The sequence below is a fragment of the Gordonia sp. B8661-1 genome (assembly GCF_059427765.1).
In genome coordinates, this window is sequence record NZ_JCAHRL010000003.1 from 254,380 (window position 1) to 272,211 (window position 17,832).

The following is a 17,832-nucleotide window of genomic DNA, read 5'->3' on the forward strand; positions in this document are numbered from 1 at the left end:
ATGACTCCGCCGGGAACGAATCCCGCGAAAGAGGTGTCGTCGTGCAGATCCTGGGACCGACCACTGATGTGTCGACGTTGTCGAGGCTCGGTGGCGGGAAGGGCCGTGGGCTGGGGATCCTTCACCGGCAGGGGCTTCCGGTTCCCGACTGGGCGGTGATCGGCACCGACGTCTTCGAAAGGTTTCTCGCCGGGGCCGGGCTCGAGTCGCTCGTCGGTGACTTCGTCGAGGCCGTTGACGAAGGTCAGGCCCTCGAGCGGGCGGCGTCCGTGCGTGCCGCGATCCTCGAGGCCACACCTCCCGATGAGATCGCGGAGTTGATCACCGACGCATACGCGCGCATCGGTGGTGGCGCGGTCGCCGTGCGGTCGTCGATCGCCGCAGAGGACGGGCCGGAGTCGTCCTATGCCGGCCAGTTCGACACCTTCCTCAACGTGAACGGTGTCGACGAGGTGTGCGACAAGGTCCGCGCGTGCTGGGCCTCGGCCTTCTCTCCCCGCTCGGTGAGTTACGGATTCGCTCGTGGTCGCCGCGACATCCCGGTGGCCGCCGTCGTCGTGCAACGTCTGGTGGACGCACAGGTCAGTGGCGTCGTGTTCACCGCGAACCCGATGTCGGGTGCCACGAATGAAGCAGTGGTCAGCTCCGTCTACGGGCTGGGTGAGGGGCTGGTCTCGGGATACGTCGACGCCGACACCGTGGTGGTCGATCACGACGGCGCGATCGTGGACACGATGATCGGGGACAAGGAGGCGCAGTTCCGGCCGGACGGGGAGTCGGGTGCCGCGACCCGACCTGTCGATGACAACGACCGCGGACGACTTGCCCTCTCGCCCACCCAGGTGATCGAACTCGTACGCGCCGCGCGGGACGTTGCCGAAAGCCTCGATGCCCCACAGGACATCGAGTGGGCGTTCGCCGACGACCAATTCTGGTTCCTGCAGACCCGGCCCATCACGGCCGCGGCAGCCGGTCCGCCCCCACCCACGCCGGCGATCGACGCACTGGTCGGGGCGGGCGAAACGGTTCGCGACGGTGAGATCCGTATCTGGGACAACTCGAACATCATCGAGAGCTTCAGCGGTATCACCTCGCCGCTGACCTACACGACCGCGGCCGACATCTACGGGCGTGTCTACCGCGGCTATGCGGAGTCGCTGCGTGTGCCGAAAAAGCAACTGGCGCAGACAGATCAGTGGACACCGGTGATGCTCGGTTACTTTCACGGCCGGGTGTACTACAACCTCATCCACTGGTATCGCATGGTCGGCATCGCTCCCGGCTACCCGCTCAATCGCAAGGTGCTCGAGGCTGCGCTGGGCGTCGCCGAACCTCTGGACGACACGTTGGCAAAGTCGTTGAGGCCGTTCACCTTCGATAACCGGCTGACCCGGTTTCGGTCGCGACTGGTCACCACGGTCACCTACGTGAACCGGCTGCGCCACATCGACGCGATCGTCGACGAATTCCTGCGCGAGTTCTATCGGGTGTACGACGACTTCGAGAAACTCGATCTGGATGCGATGTCCGGCCCCGAGGCGTATCGCGCCTACCGCGAGGTCGATCGCGACCTGGTGGCACGCTGGGGACCGCTGATGGTGCTCGACGCGATCCTGCTGACCCTGACCGGCAGCATGTACATCCTGACCAAGGTGTTGTTGCCACGCGCGCCCGAGTGGTTCCTGTACGCGGTGGTGGGCCCGGGCGCCGGTATCGAGAGCGCCGACCCGGCACGGGCCATGACCGAACTCGCCCGGCTCGCACATCGGGATCCCGACCTACGGAAGGCCATCGACGAGATCGCAGTGACCGAGCTGCACGAGGAATTACTGCGCCTCGGGCACACCGAGTTCCGCGCCGAAGTGGATCGGTACCTGACGGACTACGGCTACCGCAGCCTGGACGAGCTCAAGCTCGAGGTCCCCGACCTGCGGGAGGATCCGTCATCGGTGTACCTGATGATCCGCAGTGCATTAGCGAAAGTGGGGTCGTCGGTACCGGCCGCCGACGGTGAGTCGACCATCCCCACCGAGTCGGCACAGGAGTACCTCGACGAACACCTGAGCGGAATACGCCGCCGCATCTACGACCGTCTGCGCGACCGGACGGCCCGCTGCGCCGCCCAGCGCGAGCAGTTGCGATTCTGCCGCACAAGGGCTTTCGGAATGGTCAAACGACTCATCCGGCAGATGGGCCGCGATTTGCGGCACCGCGGTGTCATCGACGAGTTCACCGACGTGTTCGAGTTGACCATCGACGAACTCCGCGACTGTTACACGCAGGCGTCGCCGGACGATATGCGGGACGTGGTCACCTCACGTCGCGTTCAGCGAGCGCATGACGCGACCCTCGTCGCGCCCGAGAGATTTGTGACGAGCGGCGCCGATTTCGGCGACGCGCAACTCGCCGAGCAGGGCTGGGTGCCGATCGCCGACCTGCCCGCCGCGGCCGAAGGACATGTGCTCACCGGTACACCGTCGGCGGCCGGGGTCGTCGAGGGCACCGCCGTGGTGGTCGCGGAACCGCACGGGGTGGACGGCGGGATTCTGGTCGCCTATCGCACCGACCCGGGCTGGGTGGCCGCGCTGCCCTCGGCATCGGCGCTGATCATCGAGCGTGGCAGCCCACTGACCCATGTCGCGATCGTCGCCCGCGAACTCGGGATTCCGACGGTGGTCCAACTCCGCGACGCCACTTCCCAACTCCGGACGGGCATGCGGATCCGGGTGGACGGGACGCGGGGAACCGTGACGATCCTGGCCACGGAGACCTCTGAAAGCGAGAGCAATGCGGTCGCGCACTGAACTGACTGCCCCGGAGATCATCCGTGGCTGGCTGTCCGACGCCGATCCCTCGACGGGTATCGCCTTCGCCGACGAGCAGGGTGGGTGGACCCATCACACCTACCGTGACGTCGCCGGCGTCAGTCTGGCGATCGCCGATGTGATGCGTGCCCGAGGCGTCCGTGAGGGTGATGGGGTGTGCGTCGTGATGCCGACCGACATCACCTGTGCGGCAGCGTTTTACGCCGTCTGGGCCTGTGGGGCCGTCTTCACCCCGATCACCCCGCCCACCTTCGGTGACCTCGACGAGTACATCGAGCATGTGGCCGCGATCCTCGTGCAGGCGCAGCCACGCGTGGTACTGACCATCCCCGGTCTGGCCGACGTGGTACAGAGCGCGGCCCGGCGTGCGGGCGGCACCGCCGAGGCGCTGGCCATCGATCCCGATCGGATTCCGGCGCCGCCCGAGATGTTCGAATTCGGTGAGCCGGGACGATGCGCGCTGCTGCAGTTCACCTCGGGTTCCACCGGATCGCCACGCGGCGTGCAGATCTCGTGGGAGAGCCTGGCCACGAACACCTCCATGATCACCGACCTGTTGCGGTGGCGGCCGGGTGAGGCGATGTCGTCGTGGCTTCCGCTCTACCACGACATGGGACTCGTGGGCGGCTTCCTGACCACCGTCACCAACCAGGAGAACCTGTACGTGATGCGTCCCGACCAGTTCATCCGGGATCCCGCCCGGTGGCTGCGATCGATGACGCTCGCCCGTCACACGCCGTCGCCGTCGTTCGCCCTCGGCTATGTCGCCCACCGGGTGTCGCCGGAATCGATCGCGGACCTCGACCTGTCGGGTTGGCGCACCCTCGCAGTCGGTTCGGAGCCGGTGGAGATCGCCGACCTCACGGCATTCACCGACCTCGTCGGCCCGCTCGGATTCGACGTCGAGGCGTTCACCCTGGCCTACGGTTTGGCCGAATCGACACTGATGGTGTCGTCGTCGCGACGTGACCGGCCGATATCCCTGGTGCGCCCCGTCCCGTCGACCATGCAGTTCGCCACGCCCGTGGAGATCGCCGAGACGCGTCCGTTCATCGCCGGAGACGAGTATCCGGGGACGGGCTGGATTGCGGGACTGGGGGTCTCGACCGAGGACTCGTCGGTGCGGGTCGTCGATGACGAAGGACGCCCGTTGCCGGACGGCACCCTCGGGGAGGTCGTCGTGACGGGCGAATCGGTCGCGATGGGGTACTCCGACGACTCCGGGCGGGCCGAGGGCAGCACCCGGATCGTGGACGGTGAGTTGTTCACCGGCGATGCCGGATTCCTGTGGAACGACGAGGTGTTCGTGCTGGGCCGCATGGGTGCCAGCCTGAAAGTCCGTGGACGATCGGTGTTCATGGAGGACATCGAGTCCCGCGTGTCCGCCGAATGCGGCATCACCAAGGGAAAGCTGGCCGCGGTGGCGATCACCGACGCCGGTGCCACCGGGATCGCGCTGTTCGCCGAGGTCGAACCCGGCGACTGGATCGCGCGGGCCCGCACCATGCTTCGTGCCGAACTGGGGCCGGCGCAAACGGTCACGGTGATCACCGGTCCGCGTGGCCTGATCCGCCGGACGTCGAGTGGGAAACCACGACGTCGGCATATGTGGCAACTGTTCGGCGACGGCGCGCTCACGGACGCGCAGGCGCATGAGGCGGACGGCACGGCGAGCGCCGCCGCTGCCGGCCGGAGCCCGGCGCTGACCGCGGACCGGATCGGCGACCTCCTGGATCACGCCTTGGCCGAGGTCACGGTCCCCGACGACTGTGCGGTCGTCTTCGAGGGATCGCTGGCGGAGGGCTTCGGCAACGAGGGCTCCGACGTCGACTTCCTGGTGATCGTCGGGGGAGACGAGGAGATGCCCACACTGCCGTCCGTGCTCTTCGCCGACGGTCGGCGAGTGGAAATCCGGACGCGGTCGGTCACACAGTTGCGTGCGCAGCTGACCGCGGTGGCGGATGCGGTGGCGGCCAACAGGATCGGCGATCTGAGCGAGGACGTCCTCAACCGCTGCCAGCGATTCCTGCGCTCGACCCCGGTCCGCGACAGCGCGGCCGTGGACCTCGGTGAACTGAGGTCGGCGATCCCGTACGGCGACTTCGCCGACGTCGTCGACCGGTGGTGGACCGGACGTGCCGTCGCCGCCGTTCGGTATGCCAACGCGATGCGCGTACTCGGACAGACCGATGACGCCGTCGAATGGGCCGCCGACGGACTGGTGCAGGCGGCGAAGGCGTGGTGCGCCCGACGAGGCGAGACCTATGTGGAGACCAAATGGCTTCCGCACCAACTGGATCGGCTCCGTGCATCCGATCAGTACGCCGCTGTGGTCGACCGGTACCGGGAGGTCGGCGACGATCTCCGGCAGTGGGGGTCGTCGTCGGCGCAGTGCCCGGACACCTGGTGGGACGTTGTGGTGACCGCGCTGTCGGAGCTGCTCGGTGCGCAGACCGCGGAGGATGCGGCGTTCGGGACCTCGCCCGATTCCATCGTTCTGTCCCGCGTTCCGGGAGTGACGACCTGGAAGATCGGTGGGCGGCTCCATGTCATCCGTTCCGGCCGTGACGTTTTCGCGCTTTCCGAATCCGGTGGCGCGCAGTGGCGGCAGGTGGTGTTCCGCCAGTCGATCGTCGACGTGGTCACCCGGAATCCGGATATCGGCGACTCTTTGGCCGAATTCGTGCGACTCGGCCTGGTGGGGCTGGATGTTCGCGGCGAGGGGCCCATCGCCCCGGCCATGGCGATGTGCCCGGTGGTTGAGCCTTACACTCCTGCCCCGTACCCGGGCCGCCCCGTCCTGGGCCTGACCGGCGCGATGCGACCGGCGGACGACGGTGAGATCGCGAGTCTGTGCCCGCTGCCCGCCGACCGATTCGCCTCCGCGGGGCTCGATCTCACATGGGCCAACGTGGTCGCCGAGAACGCCCGCGAAGACCTCGCCGGCGCGGTGAAGAGCGGGCAGGGCGCGGTGGCCGAGGTGGCCGCGCACCGTCTGATCGCGATGGTCACGCGAATGATGCTGTCGTCCTTCGGGGTTCACCCACTACCGCCCGACATCGCCCCGGTGACGACCCTGCGCCGGGTGGTTCCGGAACTCGTGGCGGACGACAATTTCCGGTCCGCCTTCGACGCCGCACGTGCCGCGCGCTTCTCGTCGGGGGACGAGCCGGGGGACGATCCGTATCAGGCGTTCGAGGCCGTGGACCGGCTGCTCGAACGAGCACGCCGCGTACTGATCGACAATGCCTTCCCGTCGTCGTTCGATTCCCGGCAGCAGTGGCGCCGCACGCTGGAGATCAGTTACGACTGGGTGCGCCTGGGTAATCATCTGGGCGTGCGACTACCACTGGCGGAGGCCGAGGATCTGCTGAACTCCGGTGGTGCTCAACCACATACATCGACACCCGAGCGAGGTGGGCACTGATGGCGAACACCGACCGTCCGGAGCAGGACGTCGAGGACACGGTGCACCGGGTGATCGCCGCGATGGCTCCCGCCGCGCCGGACTCCCCGTTGGCGTCGACCGACCGCCTTCGTGAAGACCTCGCCTTCGAGTCGGTACGGCTGATCGAACTGACGATGGTGCTGGAGGAGACGTTCCGGCTGGCGCCGTTTCCGCCGGAGCAACTCGCCGGCGTGTTGCGCGTGGGCGATGTCGTCGACCTGATCAACCGGCACCGGGTGGTGAGCGAGTGACCGACCACGTATTGCTCACCGGCGCTTCGGGACTGGTCGGAGCCGAAGTCGCCGCACGCCTGCAGGACGCGGGGCGGCCCGTCGTCGCACTCACGCACCGGGCGTCCGAACTGATCCGGAACGACGGTTCCCCGGTCTCGGTCGCGGGGTGGTGTGCCGGTGACGTGAGCGCACCGGGATTCGGGATCGACGCACCGGATGCGGTGCGCGACATCGGGACCATCGTGCATTGCGCGGCCACCACCGCCTTCGACGCCCCGGACGACGACTATCAGCGGCTGAACGTCGACGGCACGGCGCACGCGATCGACCTGGCCCTGCGATGGGATGTGCCGCTCGTCCATGTCAGTACCGCTTACGTGTGCGGTATGCGCGGCGGGACCGTGTACGAGGGTGACCTCGACGCAGGACAGCGGTTCGGCACGCGATACGAACACAGCAAGTTCACGGCCGAGAAGCTGGTGGAGGAGGCGCGGGCTTCCGGTCTACGGGTCGTCACCGTCCGCCCCGGCATCGTCACCGGAGCGCGGTCGGACGGCGTGATCCGCGACTACAAGAACCTCTACACCGTGGTCAAGCTGATGGTCGAGGGGAAGCTGCGCACCCTGCCCGGCCGCTACGACGCGACGATCTCGCTGGCCCCGGTCGATCACGTCGCCGATGTGATCGCCGCAGCGGCGCAACGGTGTGCCGATCTCGACGGAACGACCTTCCACGCGGTGGGTGCCCACGCCCTGACCCTGCGTGAGCTCTCCGATGTTCTCGCCGAGTATCCGTCGTTCGAGGTGGCCACCTTCGTTCCCGAGTCCAGCTTCGACGAGATGGCACTCGACCCGGTCGAACGTGCCTACTTCCGGCGGGTCGGATCGCTCTACACCAGTTACTTCGCCCGCCGGATCGGCTTCGCGACAGCGCACACCGACGACCTGCTGGGTGCGCCGGCTCCGGAATGCGGCACCGACTATCTCCGGCTGTTGCTCGACCACTGCCTCGAATCGGGCTATCTCGGCAGCCCGCTGCCGTCCGTGCAGCAGGTGCTCGCCGGGCTGCGGGGAGCGTCGTGATGTCCGCTCCCGCAACGACGGTCCGCGATCTCCTCGCCGAACTCGGCGTGCCCGCCGAGAGGTTCTCCGACTATCTCGGCGACACGTACTTCCTGGAGGCCGTCGAACACCTCGATCGCCGGGGCGTCGATCCGGTGGCGTTCGCTCGACGGACGTCACTGTTGCTCGTCAAGCCGGATGCGATCGTCGCGCGGGCGGTCGACCCCACGCTGACGTGGCTGACCGGCGCGGGCTGGCGTCTGATCCACAGCGCCTCGGTGCCCGCCGAACGTCATCTCGCGCGCGCCCTCTGGCGGACGTCGTGGGCGACGGCATCGCCGGAACGGCGACGGCTCGCCGATCTGCTCGTCGGAATCTGCGATGCCCTCGTGCTGGTCGTCGCCGATGACTCCCCGGAGACGGTGACCGGTGGCGAGTCGGCCACGGTTCGCCTCACCCGGGAGAAGGGGCCGACCGATCCGTCGAAACGCCGGGAGGGGGAACTCCGGCACGCCCTCGGCCGCCACAGCTATCTGCTGAATCTGGTGCATACGCCGGATGATCCGGCCGATGTGCTCCGGGAGTTCGCGATCCTGTTCGACGAGTCCGGCCGCGACCGGTGTCTGACCGCGATGACCGTCCCGTCGCGGGCCGGCGATATCGGCAGGCACGCACATGATCTGGCGCGGGCGGCGTACGACTCGGTACCGCCGTACAGCTTCGACCGCGGCGACGCACTGGAAAGAATCGTGGAGGATCTGACCCGGGCCGGTGTCGACGTGGAGAGCCCGGAGACCTTCGACGACGCGGATTGTGCCGCACTGATTCGTGATTCGTGGTCGAAGGGGCGGATGCTCGATCCGTGGTCGGTGATCGTGCTCGGTTCCTACGTGCTGCCCATGACTGTCGACCCCGACGTTCGGAGGACCTCATGACCACACACACCGCAGCAGGCACCCACCAGCAGACCGTCCCGCGGGAACTGGTACACCGGTGCGCGATCTCCGAGGTCTTCGTGACGTCGTTGCGGCGAGCCACAGGTGTGTCCGGCGCCGACGACGACCGCTTCGTCATCGGGGCCCAGTTGCCGCGCATGCATGGTTACTACGGCGACCACACCGGAGCCCAGGCAGACCACCACGATCCGCTCGTCGTCATGGAGGCCGCCCGCCAGGCGGCGATCGCGGTGTCCCACGAATTCTGTGCGGTTCCGCTGGACAGTGCGTTCCTGGTGCGGACGTTCAACGGCATCGCGTCCGGGGGACGCGGGTGGCTCGTCGGGAACGAACCGGCGAATCTCGACGTGGCCATGCACATCGCCCGGCGTCACGTCGTGGGCGGAACGGTGTGCGGAATGGACGCCGTACTCGACATCGCCTGCGACGGCGAGACTCTGATGGTCGTCGACGGCTCGTTCTCCTGGACCTCGCCACCACAGTGGCGCGCCATCCGCGAGCAGGCGCGCGGTGGGGTACCCGTCGGGGAGCAGATCCGGTCGGGGCCGCGGGCACTGCCGGGCACCGTCGGTCGGGAGAATTCCCGCAACGTCGTCATCGGTGATCTCGACGACGACGGGACCGCCGTGCGGGCCGAGATCATCGTCGATCCGACCCATCCCGCACTCTTCGATCATGTCCTCGATCACGTCCCGGGCAGTCTGCTGCTCGAGGCGTGCCGACAGGTGGCGACTGCCGCATTCGGGTCGTCGCGCCGTCGTGTCGGCTCGATACGGAGCACCTTCCAGAGATTCGTCGAGCTCGATCGTCCGGCCCACTGCGTGGTGCGGGCGGGTTCCGGCGACGAGGTCACGGTGGTGGTGGAACAAGGCGACGAGCCACGGGCGGAAGTCGCCATCGGTTTCGTGAGCACCGGCGAATCCCCGGTCACCGAACTCGCGCAGGCGATGCGGGGGTGATCGAGGCGTCGGCACGGCCATCGGCGGTGTCCCTCCGCCGGATTCTCGGGTTCACCGCGGTGATGTACAAGCCGCAGTACCTGCTGTACGGCGTGCTGTGGACACTGGCGCTCGAGGGCACGGCAGCGCGACTGAGCGGTGAGACACACTGGCGCCCGGGACTCGACACCGCGGCCCGGATCGTCACGATCGTCATCGTGCTGCTGTACCTGCGCATGGTCGACGAGCAGAAGGATCTCGACTACGACCGCGTGCACAACCCGGACCGGCCACTGGTGACCGGTGCCGTGACGCCCCTCGATCTACGGGTGGCCATGGCTGCCATCTCCGTTGCCGCGGTGGCGATCTCGGCAACACTCTCGCCGGGATCGGTGGTCGCGATCGTCGCGGTACTGCTGTACGGGATCGGCTTGTGGGGCCTGGAGGCGGCGTGGGTGCGCATGCGGGAATCGATCCTGCTGAATCTCGCGCTGACCTACCCGGTGCAGATCCTGATCACCGTGTACGTGCTCGTCTCGTCCATCGACACCGGACAGGTGCAGGCGACCTGGTCACTGGCTTGGCTGATCGTCGTATTCGCGGGTGCCTTCCTGCAGTTCGAACTGGCGCGCAAGATCTCTCGCCGGCATCGTCCGGGGGAGATGTATTACACGAACGTCCTTCCGGTCGCGGGCGCGGTGGCGTTCTCGCTCGGCGCCGCGGTCGTGGCGGTCGTCGTGGCGACGGCGGTCATCGCGCCCTGGGATCGTGCGGGCGCAGGCATGGTGATCGGATGGCTGCCCGTGGCCCTGCTGCTCGTGCCGGTGGGCGGTGCGATCGCGTTCGCCCATCGCCGGTCCACGGACTATCCGGTCGTCCCCGCAGCCCTGTTCGTGCTCGCCCTGTACCTCGTTCTAATAGCGGCAGCAGTGGCGTCGTGATGATGTCAGCGTGGTCCCACGGTGGCCGGAAGGCGCGAGGGCGAGGCGACGAAGTCGGTGGTCGACGGCGTGACGCGCCGACGACCCGCAGGGCGCGGCGTGCGATGAGCGAACAATGCGGCGGTGGCGAGCATGATGGTGTTGACGGCGAAGTTGCTTCCCGGACAGTGCCGTTCGCCGACACCGAATGCCAGGTTCGCCTGTTTGTCGATGTCCTCGACGCGGCCGGGTGCCCACCGGTCGGGATCGAAGCGTTCCGGATCGGTGAAGTACTGCGGATCATGCAGGACGAGATAGGGGCTGTACACGATCATCGACTCGGCCGGAAGAGTCAGGCGGCCGTTGTCGTCGTCCCCGAAAGTGACTGCGCCGTCGGCGGTTTGACTGCTGATCCAGGGACCCCACATGCGCAGCGTCTCGAGGACCACGCGCCGCAGGTAGGGCAGATCCGCCAGGTGCCGGGGCTCGACCGGCCCGTCGCCGATGACGCGCCGGATCTCGGTGACGACCGCGTCCGAGACCTCCGGATTCGCCATCACCTCGTGCCAGACCCACGCCAGGATGGACGCGGTGGACCCCACGCCCGCGGCCACCATGAGGAGGAGTTCGTCGACGATCTCGTCGTCGGTGAGTCCTACACCGGTCTCCGGGTCCGTATGGCGGACCAGGACCGACAGGACATCGTTGTGGTCACGATCGTCGGCCCGATACCGGGTGACGACGGCCCCGATGGCGGCGCGCAACTCGGCCGACTGTTGGGCGAAACGCCGATTCGCGAGCAGACGGAACCGTTGAACCGACGCGGGAAGTGCGCCCCGGATGATCACCTGCCCGAGCAGCCACGGGACGGTCTCGCGGATACGTTCGGTTGCCTCCCTACCGAATTCGGCGGTGAACAGCGTGGAAGTGATCGTCCGCAGGATGAGTCCGTGGGCCTCGGTTTTCAGGTCGATGACCCGGCCGGAGGGCAGCTCGCGCGACCAGTGGTCGGCGATCCGCGCGGTGGTTGCGGCGTAGGTCATCAACCGTCGTTGCCGCAGTGCGGGCGCCATCTGCCGCCGGCGGAGTTCGTGGCGCGGTCCGCTGAGCACATTGGAGGCCTCACGGATCGCCTCGTGCATGGCCTCACGGAGATCGTCGCGATGGAAGCGGCCCGCGGTCCCGAAGCCGACCTGCCGGATCAGGTCGGGAGTAGTGAGCACATAGGCGCTCCGGGGGCCGAGATCGAGACGTACGACGGGGCCGATGGTGCGCAGCGATCCGACGAAGTGAAGGCCGCGTCGCAACGCGATCACGCTGTGCCCCAGGACCGGAACCCGGCCCGGCGCCACCGGTACCTCCGACGCACCGCCCGGGAGGGTGCGGCGCCGGACCGCAGCCGAGTCGGTCAGTCCGCGGTACAGCTCCACGGTGCGGTCCGTGAGGGCTGCTTGCCCGTACTCGGCGGCGATGTCGCTGTCGCGCAATACGGTGCGTGCGTACTCCAGCACGGACGGCTGATCGCGAACATCGCGCAGCGCCGAGGCGATGGCGGCGGCCGAATCGTCGGCGGCGCAGATGCCTGCTCCGGCGGGCACGGTCTCGCCCAGTGCCGGATCGCAGTAGATGACGGGCAATCCGAGGGCCGCGGCTTCGAGCAGGACCAGACCCTGCGTGTCGAAATCGGTCGACGTGAACAGCAGCACGTCATGCTGCGACATCTGCGCGAGAGTGTCTGTGCGACTGAGGCGTCCGTGCACCGTGATGCGGTCCTGCGCACCGAGTTCGGTGACGAGCGCGTGAGCGGCGTCGAGTTGGTCGCCGTCCCCGACGAGATCGAGCGTGCATCCGGGGGTCATGGCGACCGCGCTGATCGCCGGGAGCGGACGCTTCTCCGCGGAGACACGGCCGCACCACAGCACCCGCACCGGCCCCGTCCCGCCCGCCGGGGCGTTGCCGACCGGCGCCGCCGTGTTCGCCGCCGCACTGAGCACGGTGTCGTCGATTCCGTTGGAGATCACGGTGATCGGGGTGCTCAGCCCGTGACGACGCAGTTGACCGGCGAAGTGCTCGGTCGGTGCGATGACGGCGTCCGCCGCGCGCGCCTGCGCGATCATCACGCTCCACGCGTGCCGTGCCGCGGCGGATTCGTCGACGCGCGGACGGGGGGACCGGTGAGAGATGAAGGCGCTGTGGAGAAGACGCATCGCGGCGGCCGACACCGCCGGTACCGGCGACGTGTTCTCGATGAACGTGTCGTCGCGGCTGTGCATGGTCTGTACCAGCGGAATACCGTGTCGCCGAGCGGCTTTGGCCCCGATGACGCCCGCTCCGTACGTCGTGTGCACGTGCACGACGTCGACGGGGCCGCGCCGGGTCAGTTCGGTATCGACCCGCCGGGTGTTGGCGGGGGTCGGCAGCACCGCGGGATATCCGTTGACCGACATGCCCAGCAGTCCCGTGAGACCGACGATCTCGCCGTCCGACGGTCCGTCGGGGGCGAAGAACGTAACCCGGTGGCCGCGCCGTTCGAGTTCGCGGCGCTGATCATTCACCGAATGCTGGATCCCGCCGAGCGTCGACGGGTGAAAGTCGCTGAACATGGCGATATGCATCGATCCAGAGCGTACCGCTGACAACGCAATTCAGGGAAGACGAACGAAAGGGGAACAAGAGTGAAGGTCGCGATCCCGCTGACGGGTACCCGGGGAGATGTCCAGCCGGCGGTGGCGCTGGGCCTGGAGTTACGGCGTCGCGGTCACGACGTCCTGGTCGGTGCGCCCCCCAATCTCGTGGATTTCACCAGGGACGCGGGCCTCGAGGCCATACCCTGCGGACCCGATGTGGCAGCGCTCTACTCGTCGGAGGAGGGGCAGCGGGCACTCGCCGCCGGGAGCAGCCTGCAACTGATGCGGCTGGTCGGTAAGCAGATGTCGGACTACGCCGATCAGATGAACCACGAGGTGATCGACGTGTGCCGGGGAGCCGACGTCGTCGTGTCGACACTGCTCACCGAAGATCGTGCCGCCTCGGTGACCGAGGCGACCGATACGCCGATCCTCACCATGCACGGGTTCCCCGGACGCGCCAGCCGCACCTATCCGTTCCCCGGCGCCCTGCCACCGCACCGCAGGCCGCCAGCCCTGGTCAACCGGATGACCTGGGCGGTGGCCGAGAACCTGCGGCGCATGGTCTTCCTGCCCTACCTGAATCGGTTGCGGTCCGATCTCGGACTGTCGCGATCGTTCGCCACGCCCGGCGAGATGTTCGCCCGCCGTGGCGTTCCCGAGGTGCAGATCTACGACCCGGCGCTGGTCCCCGGGCTCGCCGAGGAATGGGGTGAGCGACGTCCCCTCGTCGGTTTCCTCCCGCTCGAACGGTCCGCCCGGGAGGCCATCGGGGAGATGGCCGACGATCACGCGGACATCCTGGCGTGGATCGAGGCCGGGGATCCGCCGCTGTACTGCGGATTCGGCAGTATGCCGATTCAGGATGCCGCGTCCACGACGGCGATGGTCGAGGCGGTTGCCGAGGCGCTGGACCTGCGAGTCCTGGTGAGTGCCGGATGGAGTGATCTGGCGGCAGGCGCCGCCGGTTCCGGCCGGGTGAAGACCGTCGGCGCCCTCGCCCACGACGTCGTCTTCCCGCGATGCCGTGCCGCCGTGCACCATGGCGGAATCGGCACCACCTTCGAGAGTCTGCGGGCCGGTCTGCCGACCTTGATCTGCTCGGTGTCCTTCGATCAACCGATGTGGGGAGCGCAGGTCACCCGCCTCGGCGTCGGAGCGCACGTGCCGTTCCGGGACATGACGGTCGAGACGCTCACCGCCGGCATCCGGCAGCTACTCGACGGCGACACCGTCGCCCGGACCGCCGAGCTCGCCGGTCGGCTCGATCGGCATTCCGACGCCCTGACGCGCACGGCCGACCTCGTCGAACGGACGGCGCGGTGAGCAACCCGTCGACGGCCCAATAGACTGCCCGCGGAGACCCGCACGGCGCGGGAGGAGAAGGTGGAGGATGACGGTCTCGTACCAGGGGCATGACTACCGACTGGTCATGTTCGATCTCGACGACACACTGGCACCGTCCAAGAGCCCGCTGGCCGACGAGATGGTCGCGGTACTGCACACGTTGCTCGACCGCAGCCTGGCGTGCATCATCTCCGGTGGCCGTTTCGAACAATTCTCCAGCCAGGTGCTCGATCGTCTCGGTGACGTCGAGTCCGCGGGCAACCTGCACCTGATGCCGACCTGCGGCACGCAGTACGTGCGCTGGTCCGGCGACGACTGGGAGACCGTCTACGCCGAGTACCTCACCGACGACGAGAAACAGCGCACCCTCGACGTGCTCGAGACCGGTGCGCGTGAACTCGGCCTGTGGGCGTCGGAGACATGGGGGCCGATCCTCGAGGACCGCGGGAGCCAGATCACCTTCAGCGCACTGGGCCAGGCCGCCCCCGTCGATGCCAAGGCGGCGTGGGATCCGGACGGCAGCAAGAAGGAGGCGCTACGCGCCTACGCGGCCGAGCGTCTGCCGGATCTCGAGGTGCGCAGTGGCGGGTCCACATCGGTGGACGTCACCAAGAAGGGCATCGACAAGGCCTACGGCACCCGGCGGCTGATGGACATTCTCGACCTCGGTACCGAGGACATCCTGTTCTTCGGCGACCGCCTCGACGAGGGCGGAAACGACCGGCCGGTCAAGGATCTGGGCATCGAATCCATCGCCGTGCACGGCTGGGAGGATACGCACGCCCGTCTGTCGGCGATTCTCGACTCGGATCAGTAGCCCCTGCCGGTCAGCGTTTGACGAGCAACGCCTTCTTCAGACCGGCGATGTCGGTCGGCGTCAAGCCGAGTCCCTTGCGGACGTAGTTGTCGAAGCTCCCGTAGGTCGTGGTGGCCGCGGCGAAGGAACTGCGCAGCCACGCAATGTTCACACCGTTGAGCGGATCGTTGGGGCTCGCATGCCGAAAGCGGTTGCTGGCCAGGAAATCCCGCTCGACAGTCATGCGGTCGACACCGAGGATCGTCAGGAGCACGGCCGACTGCCATCCGGTCCGGTCCTTTCCGGCGGTGCAGTGATACAGCACGGTGTCGCCCCGGCCCGCGACACGCTTGATCTCCAGCAGGGTGTTCCGGAACGCCTGTCGCGCGCCGGGATCCGTCACGAATGCCCGATAGGCGCTCGGCAGATCGACGAGCACGGTGGGCGGCAAGGAGCCGAGGACGTCGAAGGCATGCACCCGGGCGGCGGGGACCTGCCGGTTGGGCTGCACCGTCTGCTCCAGCCGGGTACGGAAATCGATCACCGACGACACCCGCAGGGAACGTAGCGTGCGCTGATCGGCCGGGGTCAACTTCGACAGATTGTCGCTGCGGATCACGCGTGGGCTGATCGAATCACCCGATGTGGTGCGGTAATTCGCGAAGGTCCGGGTGTTGTCGGTGCCCTGGAGGTCGACGACGGCCGGTGCGGCCGGAGCCGGGGCGACACGCGGTGCGGCGATCGCCGGACCAGCCACCGTGGTGGTGATCGCCGGTGCGCCGAGCATCGCCGCGGTGAGGATCGACACGACCAGTCGGCGACGGACGGGGTGATGGAGAGCTTTCATGATGGAACCTTTCTGGGATCCCGAGGGGAATGGTGGGGGTCAGTCGACAGGGGCGGTCACGGCTCGGGCGCGCTGCGAACCGGATCGGACGCGGAACGACCGGGCGTGGTAGCGGGCGGTGCGGGGATCGGCCTTGTCGACGAGGAAATACCAGTCCATCTGTGCCGCCGCCGGGGTCACCGTCAGCACCCCGTATCCGTGGGCGTCGAAATCGTTCCATCGCACATGATGATTCGCTGCTGTGATCGCAGCGGGAACCGCGTTGCCCACGGTGTGTTCGGGCACCTTGAGAATGTCGTCGATGTTCGACGATGTCACCGATGGCACCACGAATTCGGTGGCGACCGAGGCGCCGGAACCCGTCGGCGAGTAACGGGCCGGGTTCGCCGGAACGTCGCAGGCCCATGAGGAGTGGATGTCGCCGGTGAGGAACACGACGTTGTCGACGCGCCGGCGGGTGATGGCGTCGAGGAGTCGCTTGCGGTCCGCCCGGTAGCCGTCCCATTGATCGGCGTTGAAAGTGGCTCCGGCGGACGGCAATCCCATGGTCTCGGTCAGGGCGGCGGTCATGGTCGGATCGAGCGGGGGGATGAGAACCGGTGCGATCATCACCGAGTTGCCGACGATCCGCCACCGCGTCGGTGAGGACGTCAGACCGTCGGTGAGCCAGCGCATCTGGGCTGCGCCGGTGATGGTCCGCGACGGATCGTCGACCCGGGACGACGTCGGCGACACCTCCCGGTCCCGATACGTGCGCAGGTCGAGCATCGACAGTTCCAGCAGATTGCCGAAACGCAGACGCCGGTACAGGTGCCGTCCGCTGTCGACGGCGTTGGGGCGTACGGGCATCCACTCGAAATAGGCGCGCTCGGACGCCGCTTTGCGGGCCGCCCACGAACCCTCCCGGGCCGAATGGTTCTCCGCGCCACCGGACCACGAATTGTCGGCCGACTCGTGATCGTCCCAGGTGCAGATCCACGGCAGCGCCCGGTGCAGAGCCGCGAGGTCGGGATCCGTCTTGTACTGGGCGTGCCGAATCCGGTAGTCGCGCAACGTGATCGTCTCGTGCGTGGGCTCGGTGCGCCGCACCGGGCCGGTCTTGCCGGTGTAGCCGCCCGCCTCGTACTCGTAGATGTAGTCGCCGAGGTGCACGATGGCGGTGAGGTCGCGGTGGTTCCGCAGATGACGGTATGCGCCGAAGTATCCCGCCTCCCAGTTCGCGCACGACACGACGCCGAAGCGCACCCGATTCACCGCGGCGCGGTCCGACGGTGCGGTCCGCGTCCGTCCGACGGGCGATACGGCCCCCGACGCGGGGCCGGAGACGACGCGAAAACGGTAGGCGTAGGCGGTGTTCGGTGTCAGACCGGACGCGTCGACCTTGACGGTGTGGTCCGTTGCCGTCGTCGTGCGCACGGTGCCGGAGGCCACCGTCGTGGCGAAGGTGTCGTCGTGGGCCACCTCCCACAGCACGTCGGTGTCGGGGCCGCGTCCGGAACCCGGGGCGGCGGCCGCGGTCGGTGTCACGCGGGTCCAGAGGATGACCGCATCGGGCAGCGGATCACCGGATGCGACCCCGTGGGCGAAGACCCGGGACGACCCGCGATCGGGCGCGGCCTCCGCCTGCGTCCGGATACGACCCGTCGTGGCGAACGTCGCGGTGGCCCCTGCCGCCACCGCACCCGCTCGTAGCGCGGACCGGCGTGTGACACCGGAAGCGGGGGTGATCGTGGGCACGGGTGGGCGGGGCGACGTGGGATGTTGCTGCGGCACGCTTGTCATCATGCGGTACCGACACAACATGCGGACACCATTGGGTGAATAACCGGTGTCC

Annotated in this window: 12 protein-coding genes; 9 read left to right on the forward strand and 3 right to left on the reverse strand. The window is 68.0% G+C overall.

The annotated features are described in order from the left end of the window. Window positions 1-41: 41 nt before the first annotated feature. Genes AC4JJG_RS08650 through AC4JJG_RS08680 form a run of 7 tightly spaced genes read left to right on the forward strand, consistent with a single transcriptional unit; the run spans window position 42 to window position 10,402 of the window. Window positions 42-2,804, forward strand: a complete 2,763-nt coding sequence (locus AC4JJG_RS08650; RefSeq protein WP_495400870.1) for a phosphoenolpyruvate synthase — start codon at window positions 42-44, stop codon at window positions 2,802-2,804. Then, a complete protein-coding gene (locus tag AC4JJG_RS08655) occupies window positions 2,788-6,252 on the forward strand; it encodes an AMP-binding protein (protein ID WP_495400869.1) in 3,465 nt (1,154 codons plus the stop codon). Before AC4JJG_RS08650 ends, AC4JJG_RS08655 begins: the two co-directional genes overlap by 17 nt. Further along, window positions 6,252-6,524, forward strand: a complete 273-nt coding sequence (locus tag AC4JJG_RS08660) for an acyl carrier protein (protein ID WP_495400868.1) — start codon at window positions 6,252-6,254, stop codon at window positions 6,522-6,524. Before AC4JJG_RS08655 ends, AC4JJG_RS08660 begins: the two co-directional genes overlap by 1 nt. Further along, window positions 6,521-7,588: an SDR family oxidoreductase gene (locus tag AC4JJG_RS08665; protein WP_495400867.1), complete on the forward strand. Its 1,068-nt coding sequence runs from the start codon at window positions 6,521-6,523 to the stop codon at window positions 7,586-7,588. The genes AC4JJG_RS08660 and AC4JJG_RS08665 overlap by 4 nt, the downstream gene beginning before the upstream one ends. Then, window positions 7,588-8,502, forward strand: a complete 915-nt coding sequence (locus AC4JJG_RS08670; protein WP_495400866.1) for a nucleoside-diphosphate kinase — start codon at window positions 7,588-7,590, stop codon at window positions 8,500-8,502. The genes AC4JJG_RS08665 and AC4JJG_RS08670 overlap by 1 nt, the downstream gene beginning before the upstream one ends. Further along, entirely contained in the window at window positions 8,499-9,482 is a 984-nt protein-coding gene (locus AC4JJG_RS08675; protein WP_495400865.1) for a ScbA/BarX family gamma-butyrolactone biosynthesis protein, read from the forward strand. The genes AC4JJG_RS08670 and AC4JJG_RS08675 overlap by 4 nt, the downstream gene beginning before the upstream one ends. Continuing rightward, window positions 9,479-10,402 (forward strand): UbiA prenyltransferase family protein, encoded by a 924-nt coding sequence (locus AC4JJG_RS08680; RefSeq protein ID WP_495400864.1) that lies wholly within the window; start codon window positions 9,479-9,481, stop codon window positions 10,400-10,402. The genes AC4JJG_RS08675 and AC4JJG_RS08680 overlap by 4 nt, the downstream gene beginning before the upstream one ends. A 5-nt stretch (window positions 10,403-10,407) precedes the next feature. On the opposite strand, the gene AC4JJG_RS08685 is transcribed toward AC4JJG_RS08680, so the two are convergent. Continuing rightward, window positions 10,408-12,996, reverse strand: coding sequence for a cytochrome P450 (locus tag AC4JJG_RS08685; protein ID WP_495400863.1), 2,589 nt, complete (start codon window positions 12,994-12,996; stop codon window positions 10,408-10,410). 60 nt (window positions 12,997-13,056) lie between these two features. On the opposite strand from AC4JJG_RS08685, the gene AC4JJG_RS08690 reads away from it, so the two are divergent. Together AC4JJG_RS08690 and AC4JJG_RS08695 are read left to right on the forward strand one after the other, a co-directional pair. Continuing rightward, a complete protein-coding gene (locus AC4JJG_RS08690; RefSeq protein WP_495400862.1) occupies window positions 13,057-14,334 on the forward strand; it encodes a glycosyltransferase in 1,278 nt (425 codons plus the stop codon). Window positions 14,335-14,401: 67 nt separating this feature from the next. Beyond that, a complete protein-coding gene (locus AC4JJG_RS08695) occupies window positions 14,402-15,172 on the forward strand; it encodes an HAD-IIB family hydrolase (RefSeq protein ID WP_495400861.1) in 771 nt (256 codons plus the stop codon). A gap of 10 nt (window positions 15,173-15,182) precedes the next feature. Here AC4JJG_RS08695 and AC4JJG_RS08700 read toward each other — a convergent pair whose 3' ends face one another. Together AC4JJG_RS08700 and AC4JJG_RS08705 are read right to left on the reverse strand one after the other, a co-directional pair. Next, the gene (locus AC4JJG_RS08700; protein WP_495400860.1) at window positions 15,183-15,998 is read right to left on the reverse strand and encodes a tyrosine-protein phosphatase; all 816 of its coding nucleotides are present in this window, start codon (window positions 15,996-15,998) and stop codon (window positions 15,183-15,185) included. Between the two features lie 39 nt (window positions 15,999-16,037). Beyond that, window positions 16,038-17,780: an alkaline phosphatase D family protein gene (locus tag AC4JJG_RS08705; RefSeq protein ID WP_495400859.1), complete on the reverse strand. Its 1,743-nt coding sequence runs from the start codon at window positions 17,778-17,780 to the stop codon at window positions 16,038-16,040. Between the last annotated feature and the right edge of the window lie 52 nt (window positions 17,781-17,832).